Consider the following 12,444-nt stretch of genomic DNA (forward strand, 5'->3'; position numbering starts at 1 on the left):
GGCAGGCCCGTATAATCGCGCGGTGAGTACCGAACCTGACACCCTCGCTGCGGTCGAGATTGAAACCGCGCCCCTGCAGCTGCTGCATCTGGATGAACGCCTGGCGGTGGTCAACAAGCCGGCCGGGCTGATGGTCCACGACAGCAAGCTGGCCCGTGGCGAAGATGATTTCCTTGCTGACCGCCTGCGCGAGCAGCTGGGTCGGCCGATCTTTCTGGTCCACCGCTTGGATCGCGCCACCAGTGGCTGCCTGCTGTTGGCGTTCGACCGCGACGCCGCCAGCTTGCTGGGCAAGGCGCTGATGGGCGGCGAGGTGAGCAAGGACTACCTGGCGATCTGCCGCGGTTGGCCGGCCGAGGCGGCCTGGCGGGTCGACCACGACCTGGACGGCGGCCCGGGCAAGCCGGTGAAGAAGCCGGCCGTCACCGATTTCCAGCGTCTGGCGGCCGGCGAACTGTCGGTGCCGGTGGGTGAGTTCGCCAGTTCGCGCTACGCGCTGTTGCGCTGCCAGCCGCAGACGGGACGCTTCCGGCAGATCCGCCGGCATCTGAAGCACCTGTCACATCACCTGATCGGCGATACCAGCCATGGTGATGGCCGGCACAACCGCAACTTCCGCATGCAGGGTGTGCACCGCATGCTGCTGCACGCCGAGCGGCTGCGCTTTCCGCATCCGGATGGCGGTACGGTGGACGTGCGCGCCCCGGTCGACGGTGAATTCCAGAAGGCGCTGGACCTGTTCGGCTGGAGCCAGGACCTGTAGAGCCGAGCCCACGCTCGGCTGCGCTTCCCGGCGCTGCGCGCCGCCGCCCGAGCATGGGCTCGGGCGCTACGGAAATCCGGGTTGCCGGCCAGCGGCCGGCATCACCTCACTTCTTTTCCGGCTCGTTGACGATTGCTTCCAGATCCTTCTGCAGGTCGGCGAACAGCGGCTGCATGCGGGTCTGGATCGCCACCATCACGTTCTGCATCAGTGCCGGGGTCTTGTCGAGCAGGCTCTGGCCGGCCGGGCTCTCGTAGAACTCGGCCATGGCCAGCACGTCTTCCTTGCTGAAGGTCTTCTTGTACAGGTCCACGTACATCGGCCGCAGCTGCTGCCACGACAGTGCCTGACGCAGGGTCTGGCTGGTACGGGCCTGGATGCGCTGCAGCTGTTCCTGCTGCTGGCCATTGAGCTGGCGCTGTGCGGCGACCTGCTGGAACTGCTGCTGCTGCATCGCTTCGATCTGCGGCAGCATGGTGTCGATCATGCTCTGCGCACGCGAGGCCGACAGCAGGCGGTTGATGTCGCCATCGGTGGGGGCTGCGGCCAGCACCGGCGCGCTTGCTGCGGCCAGTACCAGCAGCAGGGTTGCGCGGCGTAACACGAAGGGGACCAAGCGGATCATGCGGAGCGTCCTGCAGTACACGGGACAGCAAGCATACCCTCGGTAAAGGCGAAGGCGGCGTGTTCGATGCCTGATCGGCGGCATACGGCGCGCGATGGCGGCCACGGCGGCGCTGGTGCCGCTACAATGCGCGGATGGGCAGTGGACCGGTCACCATCAGCGCGCAGCTTGAAATCCCCGACGGCGAGATCGTCGAGCGTTTCGTGCGTGCCAGTGGTGCCGGCGGGCAGAACGTCAACAAGGTCTCCACCGCGGTGGAACTGCGTTTCGACGTGGCCGGCTCGCCCTCGTTGCCCGAACCGTTGCGCGAGCGCCTGTTGGCGCGGCGCGACCGGCGCATGACCGGCGAAGGCGTGCTGGTCATCGACGCGCAACGTTTCCGGACCCAGGATCGCAATCGCGAGGATGCGCGCGAGCGGCTGGCGGCCTTCATCCAGGCCGGGCTGAGCGTACCCAAACCGCGCAAGGCCACCAAGCCGACCTTCGGGTCGAAACTGCGTCGTCTGGACGCCAAACGCGGGCGCGCGCAGATCAAGCGCGGGCGCTCATCACGTGACTGGGAGTGATTGCTTGAACAACCCGACGCCGTTGCTGCCGGCCATTCCGCCGAACATGCCGCAGGTCAGACCCAACCGTTTCCTGCGCTGGCTGGCGCGCTGCACGCTGCGCATGGGCGGCTGGAAGGTGACCGGCACCCTGCCTGACATCCCCCGGCTGGTCTTCATCATCGCCCCGCATTCGTCCAACTGGGACGGCCTGTGGGGCATGGCGGCCAAGATCGCGCTGGGCATGAAGGTGAAGGTGCTGGGCAAGGCCTCGCTGTTCTGGTGGCCGCTGGGCCCGCTGCTGCACAAGCTGGGCGTGATCCCGCTCGATCGCAGCTCGCCGCAGGGCACGGTGGGCCAGGCGGTGGACCTGCTGCGCAACAACGAGAAGATGTGGTTCGCGATCACTCCGGAAGGCACCCGCAAGGCCGTCAAGGAATGGAAGGCCGGCTTCCTGAAAATCGCGCGGATGGCCGACGTGCCGATCCTGGCGGCGTATTTCCACTACCCGGAGAAGATCATCGGCATCGGTCCGGTGTTCACCCCGACCGGCGATGACGCCGCCGACATGGCCGCCATCCGGGAGTTCTACCGGCCCTGGATCGGCAAGACCCGCGGCACGGTCTGAGCCAGTCGCTGCCGGCAGCGTAGACGCCACGTCCGGCACATGCCGGGCGCCTGCGACAGGAGTAGGGTGGACGGCTGCCATCCCGTACCGTCTGCCCAAGGAGCGTTTTACATGTCGCGTACCGTAGTCCTGGCCGCCGCCATCAGCCTGGCGCTGGCGGCCTGTTCCGGCAAGGAGTCCACCCCCGTGTCCGAAGCCCAGAAAGCACCGGCCCAGCAGCCGGCCGAAGCCTCCACCAACCCGCTGCTGACCGCCAGCAGCCTGCCGTTCCAGGCACCGCCGTTCGACAAGATCAAGGACAGCGATTACCTGCCGGCCTTCGAAGAAGGCATGCGCCTGCATCTGGCCGACGTGCGCAAGATCGCCGACAGCGCCGAGCCGGCCACCTTCGACAACACCATCGTGGCGATGGAGCGCAGCGGCGAGACCCTGACCCGGGTGTCGCGCATCTTCTTCGGCCTGGTCCAGGCCGATACCAACGATGCCCGCCAGAAGATCCAGGAAGAAGTAGCGCCGAAGCTGGCCGCGCACCAGGACGAGATCAACCTCGATCCGAAGCTGTTCGCGCGCGTGAAGTCGCTGTACGACCAGCGCGAGACGCTGGGCCTGGATCCGGTGCAGAAGCGCCTGGTCGAGCATTACTACGACGGCCTGGTGCGCTCGGGCGCGCAGCTGTCCGACGCCGACAAGGCGAGCCTGCGCAAGCTCAACGTGGAAGAAACCACGCTGTCCACCCAGTTCCACACCCGTCTGGTGGCTGCGACCGCCGCTGCCGCGGTGGTGGTGGACGACAAGGCCAAGCTGGCCGGCCTGGACGAGGGCGCGGTCAACAATGCCGCTGCCGCCGCCAAGGACCGCAAGCTGGACGGCAAGTTCCTGCTGCCGCTGCAGAACACCACCCAGCAGCCGGTGCTCGGTTCGCTGACCGACCGCGACCAGCGTGCGGCCGTGTTGAAGGCCTCTGAAACCCGTGCCGAGCGCGGCGATGCCAACGACACCCGGCAGACCGTGCAGCGCCTGGCCCAGCTGCGTGCGCAGAAGGCCAAGCTGCTCGGCTTCGACACCTTCGCCGACTACCAGCTGGGCGACCAGATGGCCAAGACCCCTGCCGCCGCGCTGAAGCTGCTGACCGACACCGTGCCGGCGGCCACCGCCAAGGCCCGTGCCGAAGCCGGCGAGATCCAGAAGGTGATCGACGCGCAGAAGGGCGGTTTCCAGGTTGCCGCCTCGGACTGGGACTTCTACGCCGAACAGGTGCGCAAGGCCAAGTACGATCTGGACGAGTCGCAGATCAAGCCGTACTTCGAACTGGACAACGTGCTGCAGAACGGCGTCTTCTACGCCGCCACCCAGCTGTACGGCATCACCTTCAAGCCGCGCACCGACATCCCGACCTACAACCCGGACATGAAGGTGTACGAAGTGTTCGACAAGGACGGCACCTCGCTGGCGCTGTTCTACACCGACTACTTCAAGCGTGACAGCAAGTCCGGTGGCGCCTGGATGGACGTGTTCGTCGAACAGGACGGCCTGACCGGTGCCAAGCCGGTGGTCTACAACGTCTGCAACTTCACCAAGCCGGCCGCCGGCCAGCCCGCGCTGATCAGCTTCGACGACGTCACCACGATGTTCCATGAGTTCGGCCATGCACTGCACGGCATGTTCTCCAACGTGAAGTACCCGTCGATTGCCGGCACCGCCACCTCGCGCGACTTCGTCGAGTTCCCGTCGCAGTTCAACGAGCACTGGGCGCTGGACCCGAAGGTGTTTGCCAACTACGCCAAGCACTACAAGACCGGCGAGGCGATGCCGCAGGAACTGGTCGACAAGATTCTCAAGGCGCGCAGCTTCAACCAGGGCTATGCGACCACCGAGTACCTGTCGGCCGCACTGCTGGACCTGGCCTGGCACACGCAGAAGGCCGACGCGCCGCTGCAGGATGTCGGCGCCTTTGAAGCCAGCGCGCTGAAGAAGTTCAAGGTCGACCTGCCGCAGGTGCCGCCGCGTTACCGCACCACCTACTTCGATCACATCTGGGGTGGCGGTTACTCGGCCGGTTACTACGCCTACTTCTGGGCCGAAGTGCTCGACCATGACGCCTACCAGTGGTTCACCGAACACGGTGGCCTGACCGCGGCCAACGGCCAGGAGTTCCGCGACAAGATCCTCTCGCGCGGCAACAGCGTGGAGCTGTCGACCCTGTACCGCGATTTCCGCGGCAAGGACCCGTCGGTGGAACCGCTGCTGAAGTTCCGCGGCCTGAAATAAGCGCGGCCTGAAGTACGAAAGAAAAAACGGCGGGGGCGACCCCGCCGTTTTTTTTTGCGTCGATGCCATCGACAGATTCCGCAGTTTGCCGCTCATCCACGCATGGCGTGGATCTACTGCAGTTCGCGGAAATCTGTCGAAGGCGGGGTGGGTCCGGTTGCGGGGGTGTCCGCGGCATGGGCCCGAGGCATGCCTCGGGCGGGTTGGGCAGGACGCCCAACCCCGGTCTTGCCGTGTGCGCAGGACAGCGCACACGAGCAAGCCGCGGCCAAGCCCCCAAGGATGGGTTTACGGCGTCCCCCGCAACCGGACCCACCCCGCCATCCCCCAGGAAACCGGCTTTGGCTGTTGAGGTTGCCGGCCAGCGGCCGGCACTACCGGGTGCCGGGCGCAGCCCGGCCATCACGTCCCCACGTGCACGCGATTGGCCTGCTCGGCCAACCCCAGGTGATCCAGCGCGATATCCAGCGCCAGCACATAGCTCTGCGCGCCATACCCCGCGGCGATGCCCAGGCGCTGGCCCACGCCTGCCGGCAGGCACGGCTCGGCCACCGCGCCGTCGTCATGCACTTCTACATAGGCGTTGTGCAGGTACGGCAGCAGACGTTGCAGGCGCAGGCTGTCGGCGCAGGCGCCCGGGTCCAGCAGCGTCACCTCGCCACGGCTGTGGTCGGCCACGCGCAGCGCGTCCAGCAACTCCTGCTCTGAACCGCAGGCACGGATCGCCACGCTGGTGCCCGCATCGATCGCACGGTGCACCAGTGATTTCAGCACCGGCGCCGGCAGCGGCGCGGCGGTACGGATCAACGCGCCAGCCGCTTCCGGGCCACGGATGATGAAGATCGACATGGCTCAGCCCTCCCGTGCCAGGCGGCGGCCGACGATGGCCAACGACAGCGGATAGCCCGCCTGCTGGCTGCGCTGGTCGACCACCACGGCAGCCGGGCCATGCTGCAGGCGCAGGCGCGCTTCCAGACCGGGCTGATGGGGCGACTGCAGTTCGATGTACTCCGCCGACAGGCCATCCAACGCTGCCTGCAGCGCACCGCCCTCGGCACACCATTGCGCCTCGTCGGCCACGCCGACATCAAGCAGCACCCAGTCCGCGGTGCGCGCCTGCGGCTGGCACAGGCACTGGCGCACATCGGCCAGGCTGGCGCAATCGGTGCACAGCACCGGATGGCCGGACAACTCGGCCGGCAGCAGCGGACGCGGCACCGACGGCGACGCATGCCGGATCACCAGGAGGGTCATACAACACCTTGCGCAAAGCGCCCTACGGCGCGGTAGGCACACGATGCGCGTGGTGGCCGTAAAGGTGCGATGCCGCGTGCCGGGCCTGGGCGTAAAACCTGCGTAATCCCTCCTGTAGAGCCGAGCCCATGCTCGGCTGATGGAAACCGACGCTCGAAGAGCAGCCGAGCATGGGCTCGGCTCTACAGGATGCGGGCGCGGGAACCTCTTCGGGCCGGATGTGGTCTGATGCAGCTACCACCTACCCGGAGCCTGTCATGGATGCTGTTGCCCGCCCCCCCTTTTCCGAACGCGCGCTCATCTGGCTGAAGAAGGAGGCGTTGCCGCTGCTGGTGATGCTCGGCCTGCTCGCCGCTGCCCGCGATACCCTCGCCAACCACTACGTCGTGCCCAGCGGCTCGATGCAGCCGACGCTGCAACCGGGCGACCGGGTGGTGGTGGACATGCGCGCCTACGGCCTGCGCCTGCCGTTCACCAGCAAGGAACTGCTGGATACCGGCAGGCCGCAGCGTGGTGAGGTGGCCGTGTTCGATTCACCGTCCGACGGCACCCGCCTGATCAAGCGCGTGGCCGCCGTGGCCGGCGATCACGTGCAACTGCACGATGGTCACTTGAGCATCAACGGTCAGCCGCTGCAGATCGCTGACCTGGCCGACACCGAGGCCTTCGGTGAGCGCCGCGCCAGCCTCGACCTGGACAGGGGCGGTGGCCCGGACATCGCGGATCTGGAAGTGCCCGCCGGCAAGGTGCTGGTGCTGGGCGACCATCGCGGCAACAGCTTTGATGGGCGCTTCTTCGGTTTCGTCGATGCGGACAAGATCTACGGCCGCGCGGTGGCGGTGTACTACCGCCGTGGTGATGGGTTCGAGTGGCAGCGGCTGTAAGCTGAATCGATATGTCAGGAGTATCAATCCTGACTTATCAGGTTATGGATCGACTGGATGGGCGGGCCTAGTCTGAGGCCCGTCCCCTCCATTCCGGCCGCCCCCACGGCCCACCCCCATGACTGGCGAATCCCCGGCGGCCCTCGCCGACCGTCCCCGTACCAACGACGCTCCCGCTGACACCCGCATCCAGCAGGGAACGCCGGCCTTCCGCCGCACCGCGCTGGCGCTGTTCCTGGCCGGCTTCTCCACCTTCGGCCTGCTGTACACGGTGCAGCCCCTGCTGCCCGAGTTCAGCCGCCACTTCGGCGTGTCCGCTGCGGGCAGTGCGATGTCGCTGTCGCTGACCACCGGCACCCTGGCCGTGGCCATGCTGCTGGCGGGCCTGCTGTCCGATGTGGTCGGTCGCCGCCCGCTGATGATCGTTGCGCTGCTGGCCTCGGCCACGTTGTCGCTGTGCACCGCGCTGGTCGATGACTGGGCCACCCTGCTGGTGCTGCGCACCCTGCTGGGGCTGGCGCTGAGCGGGGTACCGGCGGTAGCGATGACCTACCTCGTGGAAGAGATGGACAGCCGCGCGCTGGGCCTGGCGATGGGCCTGTACATCGGCGGCAATGCCATCGGGGGCATGAGCGGGCGCCTGCTGGCCGGCATCATCGCCGACCACTGGGGCTGGCGCTGGGGCATCGGCGTGGTCTCGATCATTGCCGTGGCCAGCACCGTGCTGCTGTGGCTGCAGTTGCCGCCGTCGCGCCACTTCCATCCCCGCCGCGAAGGTCTGCGCCAGTTGCCGTCGCGCTGGCGCATGCTGTTCGCCGACCCGGGCCTGCCGTGGCTGTTCGCCACCTCGTTCGTGCTGATGGGCGTGTTCGTCACCCTCTACAACTACCTCGGTTACCACCTGCTGGCGCCGCCGTACCACCTCAGCCAGACCGTGGTCGGGTTGATCTTCAGCGTGTACCTCGTCGGTACCTTCAGTTCGGCCTGGATGGGCCAGCAGGCCACGCGCTACGGCCGTGGCCGCATCCTGTCGATCTCCTTCGGCCTGATCGCCGCCGGCATCGTGCTGCTGGCGATGCCATGGCTGTCGGCGATGGCCGTGGGGATCGCGCTGGTGACCTTCGGCTTTTTCGGCGGCCATTCGGTGGCCAGCAGCTGGGTCGGCAGTCGTGCTGGTTCGATGCGTGCGGAAGCGTCGGCGCTGTACCTGTTCGCGTACTACCTGGGGTCGAGCGTACTGGGCGGCGTGGGCGGCCTGGCCTATGCCGCATGGGACTGGCTGGGCGTATGCGCGTTCGCCGCGCTGCTGACCCTGATCGGCGGTGGCATCGTCTGGGCGCTGCAGCAGCGCGCGCCGCAACCGGTGACGGCCTGACAAATGCTCGGTAGTACCGGCCGCTGGCCGGCAACAACGGTGCGGTGGGTCTGCCGGCCAGCGGCCGGCACTACCGGGCAGGTGGCACCCTCACCCTTCCGCAAACGCCTCGCGCAGCAGCCCGGCGAAATTGCGGATCAACGGCGTCACACCCTCGCGGCGCCATGCCAGCTGTACTTCCGAATGCGCACCGGCATCGGCCAGCGGCACGAAGCGCGCACCCTCCACCCGGATGTGGTCGCACGACGAAGGCAGGATCGCTGCACCGAGGCCGGCTGCAGCCAGGCTGATCAATGTCGAAGCCTCACCGGCTTCCTGCACGATGCGTGGCGTGAAGCCCGCCGCCGCACACAACGCGATCATGTGGTCATGGATGCCCGCCCCCGCGCTGCGGCGGAATGCCACGAACGGTTCCTGTGCCAGATCACGCAACGCCAGCGTGCCGCCTTTCGACAGGCGGCGCAGGGCAGGGTGGTCGGCATGCACGATCAACGCCAGTGGATCAACGAACAGGCTGTGCGCCACCAGCTCGGCCGGCAGCGTGCGCTTGCGGATGATGCCCACGTCCAGCGAGCCGTCGAGAAGCGCATCGATCTGCTGCAGGGTGTTCATTTCGCTCAGCTGCAGCCGCACCTGCGGATACTGCTGGCGGTACTGCAGGATCGAGCGTGGAATCTGCGGCGACAACGGCGTGGCCCGGGTCAGGCCGATGCGCAGCTCACCCTGCTCGCCACGCTGCGCGCGCTGCACCTCATCCACCGCCGCTTCCACCTGCTGCACGATGCCGCGCGCGCGTTCCTGCAGCAGTTCCCCCGCAGCCGTCAGCTGCACGCGTCGATGGCTGCGCACGAACAACCGCGCACCGATCAGGTCTTCCAGCTGGCGGATCTGCTGGCTGAGCGGCGGCTGTGACATGCCCAACCGCTCGGCCGCCTGGCCGAAGTGCAGCGTATCGGCAACGGCGAGGAAGTAGCGCAGGTGGCGCAGTTCGATGGACATGGTGCCAGTTTATTCATCGTCAGCCGGAGATGAATCAGAGATGGGGTCAGAGCCCGTTGCGCAGCAACGGGATCCGACCCCGTGCCGACCAACGGTCGGCACCCACCAAAGCAGAACGCCGTTCCGACAGCTCGCGGGAAACTGTCGAAGGCGGGGTGGGTCCGGTTGCGGGGGCGTGAGCGCCATGGATGGCGCGACCGAGCCTCCATGGACGGATTTACGGCGTCCCCCGCAACCGGACCCACCCCGCCATTCCACGGATAGCCCGCTGTTGCCGTTGAAGTTGACGTTGATCCAGCAGGTGCAGGGCGGCAGCCCTGCAATCCAGAACACCCTCAGCGCTCGGAATGCCCGCTCTGGTCGTAATCGCGCGGACTGAACAGCTCCGGCTGGATCAGCTCCACAAACGCCCGCGCCTGCGCCGACAGCGCCTTGCCCCGCCGCACGATCACCCCGTAGCTGCGCTCCGGGAACCAGCGCTTCATCGACCGCGCCGCCAGCCGCTCGCGGTCGGCATCATTCAGGCACAGCGCCGGCACGATGGAAATGCCCATGCCCATCGCCACGTACTGCTTGATCACTTCCCAGCCGCCCACTTCCAGCGCCACGGTGTAGGCGATGCGGTGGCGCTGAAACACCTGGTCGACCAGCCGGTAGGTGATCTGCCGCTTCGGTGGCAGCACCAGTGGATAGCGCGCGATGTCGGCCAGCTCCAGCTCGCCACCGCTGGCCAGCGGATGGTCATGCGGGGCGATCAGCACCTGCTCGAAACGGTAGGCCGGGGCGTAGCTGAGGTCGGCCGGCACATCGGTCATCGAGCCGATCGCCAGATCGGCGGCATCCTCGCGCAGCAGGTCGGTGCCGTCGGCACTGATGGCGTTGTGCAGGGTCAGCCGCACATCGGGGTAATGCTGGCGGAAGCGTTCGACGATCTTCGGCAGCAGGTACAGGATGGTCGAACTGTTGGCGGCGATGTTCAGTTCCCCCGCGTCCAGCCCGCGTACCTTGTCGCGGAAGCGTGCTTCCAGCCCGTCCAGGCTTTCCACCAGCGGCTGCGCCATTTCATACAGCAGTTGGCCCTCGCGGCTGGGCACCAGACGCCGCCCGCTGCGCTCGAACAGCGGCACCCCCAGCTCGCGCTCCAGCGCCTGCAACTGCAGGCTGATGGCCGGTTGGCTGACGAAAAGCGCCTCAGCCGCCCGTGAGACCGAGCCCAGACGCACCGTCTGACAGAACGCGCGCAGTGGCTTCAGCCGATCGGATTTGTAGGAAAAACGGGGGCTTGGCGTGGGGCGCGTGGGCATGGCGTCACAAGTATTAGCACAAGTTATGTAAAGCATTGCAAAAACTGTTTTGCCAAATACAGGGCTGCGGCGGCACGGTGGGGTCGTTCCCCCACGCTGGAGTCCGCCCATGTCCGCCGTCGCTTCCGCTGTTCCCTCCACCGCTGCCAAGGCCACGCCGGGTATCGCCCTGGCGACCCAGGTGGCCGGCCAGGCCACCGTGCTGCCGGCGCCGCTGCTGGCCCTGCTGGTGTCCCTGCACCGCGCGGTGGAACCGGGCCGGCAGGCACGGCTGCAGGCCCGCCGTGAACGCCAGGCGTTCTTCGACCAGGGCGGCCTGCCGGACTTCCGCCAGGACACGACTGCGATCCGCAGCGGTGACTGGCGCGTTGCGCCGCTGCCGGCCGCACTGCAGGACCGCCGCGTCGAGATCACCGGCCCGACCGACCCGAAGATGGTCATCAACGCGCTGAACTCCGGCGCCAAGGTGTTCATGGCCGACTTCGAGGATTCGACCTCGCCGACCTGGCGCAACCTGCTGGCCGGTCAGCAGTCGCTGGCGGCCGCAGTGCGCGGCGACCTGCAGTACACCGCACCGGCCGCCAATGGCAAGGCGGGCAAGCACTACACCCTGCGCCCCTACGACGAGCAGGCCGTGCTGATCGTGCGCCCGCGTGGCTGGCACCTGGACGAAAAGCATGTGCGCGTCGATGGCCAGTTCCTGGCCGGCGGTCTGTTCGATGCGGCGGTGTTCGCGTTCCACAACGCGCGCGCGCTTCAGTCCAGGGACCGTGGCCCGTACTTCTACCTGCCCAAGCTGCAGAGCATGGAAGAGGCGGCGCTGTGGGAGACCGCGCTGTCGCACATCGAAGGCATGCTCGGCCTGCCGCACGGCCAGATCAAGGTGACGGTGCTGATCGAAACGCTGCCGGCGGTGTTCGAGATGGACGAGATCCTGCACGCCCTGCGCGATCGCATCGTCGGCCTCAACTGCGGGCGCTGGGACTACATCTTCTCGTACCTGAAGACCTTCCGCCGCCATGCTGACCGCGTGCTGCCCGAGCGTGGCCAGGTGACCATGACCCAGCCGTTCCTGAAGGCGTATTCGGAACTGCTGATCCAGACCTGCCATCGCCGCGGCGCACATGCGATGGGTGGCATGGCCGCGCAGATTCCGATCAACAACGATGCGGCCGCCAACGAGCAGGCGATGGCGCGGGTGCGCGCCGACAAGCTGCGCGAAGTGACCGCTGGCCACGATGGCACGTGGGTCGCGCACCCGGCGCTCATTCCGGTGGCGATGGCGATCTTCGACGAGCACATGCCCACGCCCAACCAGCACCAGGTGCTGCGCCAGGACGTGCGCGTGGGCCGCGATGAACTGATCGCGCGTCCGCCGGGCACGATCACCCGCGCCGGCTTCGAAGGCAATGTCGAAGTCTGCGTGCGTTACCTGGCCGCATGGCTGGACGGCAACGGCTGCGTCCCGATCCACCACCTGATGGAGGACGCGGCCACCGCAGAGATCAGCCGCAGCCAGCTGTGGCAGTGGCTGCACACGCCGGGCCAGCAGCTGGACGATGGCACCGCGATCGACCTGGCCCTGCTGGATTCCACCCTGGCGCAGCTGCCGGCGCGCCTCGGCGATACCTCGGCGCTGCCCGGTGGCGGCCGCATCGAAGAAGCCATCACCCTGCTGGCCGAACTGAGCCGCAGCAACGAACTGACCGACTTCCTGACCCTGCCGGCGTACGCGCGCATCGACTGATCGACTGATCGCTGCACGCCACGTTCCTCGCCGTTTTCCTTCCCCGCTGCAT

General features: G+C 67.3%; 12 protein-coding genes. 7 read left to right on the top strand and 5 right to left on the bottom strand.

Going from position 1 to position 12,444, the window contains the following annotated elements; translation table 11 throughout:
* Nucleotides 1-22: 22 nt before the first annotated feature.
* Nucleotides 23-763, top strand: a complete 741-nt coding sequence (locus HUT07_RS00975) for a pseudouridine synthase (protein ID WP_176019332.1) — start codon at nt 23-25, stop codon at nt 761-763.
* A 106-nt stretch (nt 764-869) separates the two neighbouring features.
* On the opposite strand, the gene HUT07_RS00980 is transcribed toward HUT07_RS00975, so the two are convergent.
* Nucleotides 870-1,388, bottom strand: a complete 519-nt coding sequence (locus HUT07_RS00980) for a DUF2059 domain-containing protein (RefSeq protein WP_176019333.1) — start codon at nt 1,386-1,388, stop codon at nt 870-872.
* A gap of 134 nt (nt 1,389-1,522) precedes the next feature.
* Between HUT07_RS00980 and arfB the strand changes: the two genes are divergently transcribed.
* The 3 genes from arfB to dcp all read left to right on the top strand — a co-directional run bounded on the left by arfB (nt 1,523) and on the right by dcp (nt 4,829).
* Nucleotides 1,523-1,954, top strand: a complete 432-nt coding sequence (gene arfB, locus HUT07_RS00985) for an alternative ribosome rescue aminoacyl-tRNA hydrolase ArfB (protein ID WP_176019334.1) — start codon at nt 1,523-1,525, stop codon at nt 1,952-1,954.
* 4 nt (nt 1,955-1,958) lie between these two features.
* The gene (locus HUT07_RS00990; protein WP_176019335.1) at nt 1,959-2,561 is read left to right on the top strand and encodes a lysophospholipid acyltransferase family protein; all 603 of its coding nucleotides are present in this window, start codon (nt 1,959-1,961) and stop codon (nt 2,559-2,561) included.
* Between the two features lie 111 nt (nt 2,562-2,672).
* Entirely contained in the window at nt 2,673-4,829 is a 2,157-nt protein-coding gene (gene dcp, locus HUT07_RS00995; RefSeq protein ID WP_176019336.1) for a peptidyl-dipeptidase Dcp, read from the top strand.
* Between the two features lie 402 nt (nt 4,830-5,231).
* Here dcp and HUT07_RS01000 read toward each other — a convergent pair whose 3' ends face one another.
* Together HUT07_RS01000 and HUT07_RS01005 are read right to left on the bottom strand one after the other, a co-directional pair.
* A complete protein-coding gene (locus HUT07_RS01000; protein WP_025875822.1) occupies nt 5,232-5,678 on the bottom strand; it encodes a hypothetical protein in 447 nt (148 codons plus the stop codon).
* Between the two features lie 3 nt (nt 5,679-5,681).
* Nucleotides 5,682-6,083 (bottom strand): hypothetical protein, encoded by a 402-nt coding sequence (locus HUT07_RS01005; protein ID WP_176019337.1) that lies wholly within the window; start codon nt 6,081-6,083, stop codon nt 5,682-5,684.
* Between the two features lie 257 nt (nt 6,084-6,340).
* Between HUT07_RS01005 and lepB the strand changes: the two genes are divergently transcribed.
* Both lepB and HUT07_RS01015 read left to right on the top strand, forming a co-directional pair.
* Nucleotides 6,341-6,967: a signal peptidase I gene (gene lepB, locus HUT07_RS01010; RefSeq protein ID WP_176019338.1), complete on the top strand. Its 627-nt coding sequence runs from the start codon at nt 6,341-6,343 to the stop codon at nt 6,965-6,967.
* A gap of 118 nt (nt 6,968-7,085) precedes the next feature.
* Complete coding sequence (locus HUT07_RS01015; RefSeq protein WP_176019339.1) at nt 7,086-8,342, top strand: MFS transporter; 1,257 nt, start codon at nt 7,086-7,088, stop codon at nt 8,340-8,342.
* Between the two features lie 90 nt (nt 8,343-8,432).
* Here the strand turns inward: HUT07_RS01015 and HUT07_RS01020 are convergent, their stop codons facing one another.
* On the bottom strand, nt 8,433-9,341 hold the full coding sequence (locus tag HUT07_RS01020) for a LysR family transcriptional regulator (protein WP_176019340.1): 909 nt from the start codon (nt 9,339-9,341) through the stop codon (nt 8,433-8,435).
* Nucleotides 9,342-9,676: 335 nt separating this feature from the next.
* Nucleotides 9,677-10,645, bottom strand: coding sequence for a LysR substrate-binding domain-containing protein (locus HUT07_RS01025; RefSeq protein ID WP_176019341.1), 969 nt, complete (start codon nt 10,643-10,645; stop codon nt 9,677-9,679).
* 109 nt (nt 10,646-10,754) lie between these two features.
* Here HUT07_RS01025 and aceB point away from each other — a divergent pair, with 109 nt between their 5' ends.
* Nucleotides 10,755-12,392: a malate synthase A gene (aceB, locus tag HUT07_RS01030; RefSeq protein ID WP_176019342.1), complete on the top strand. Its 1,638-nt coding sequence runs from the start codon at nt 10,755-10,757 to the stop codon at nt 12,390-12,392.
* Nucleotides 12,393-12,444 lie beyond the last annotated feature (52 nt).

This window comes from Stenotrophomonas sp. NA06056 (assembly GCF_013364355.1).
Lineage (GTDB): Bacteria > Pseudomonadota > Gammaproteobacteria > Xanthomonadales > Xanthomonadaceae > Stenotrophomonas.

Excerpts from the sequence above, each read along its gene's own strand:
- aceB (WP_176019342.1), top strand. The coding sequence starts at position 10,755 with ATGTCCGCCGTCGCTTCCGCTGTTCCCTCCACCGCTGCCAAGGCCACG.
- HUT07_RS01005 (WP_176019337.1), bottom strand. The coding sequence starts at position 6,083 with ATGACCCTCCTGGTGATCCGGCATGCGTCGCCGTCGGTGCCGCGTCCG.
- arfB (WP_176019334.1), top strand. The coding sequence starts at position 1,523 with ATGGGCAGTGGACCGGTCACCATCAGCGCGCAGCTTGAAATCCCCGAC.
- HUT07_RS01000 (WP_025875822.1), bottom strand. The coding sequence starts at position 5,678 with ATGTCGATCTTCATCATCCGTGGCCCGGAAGCGGCTGGCGCGTTGATC.
- HUT07_RS01015 (WP_176019339.1), top strand. The coding sequence starts at position 7,086 with ATGACTGGCGAATCCCCGGCGGCCCTCGCCGACCGTCCCCGTACCAAC.
- dcp (WP_176019336.1), top strand. The coding sequence starts at position 2,673 with ATGTCGCGTACCGTAGTCCTGGCCGCCGCCATCAGCCTGGCGCTGGCG.
- HUT07_RS01025 (WP_176019341.1), bottom strand. The coding sequence starts at position 10,645 with ATGCCCACGCGCCCCACGCCAAGCCCCCGTTTTTCCTACAAATCCGAT.
- lepB (WP_176019338.1), top strand. The coding sequence starts at position 6,341 with ATGGATGCTGTTGCCCGCCCCCCCTTTTCCGAACGCGCGCTCATCTGG.
- HUT07_RS00980 (WP_176019333.1), bottom strand. The coding sequence starts at position 1,388 with ATGATCCGCTTGGTCCCCTTCGTGTTACGCCGCGCAACCCTGCTGCTG.
- HUT07_RS01020 (WP_176019340.1), bottom strand. The coding sequence starts at position 9,341 with ATGTCCATCGAACTGCGCCACCTGCGCTACTTCCTCGCCGTTGCCGAT.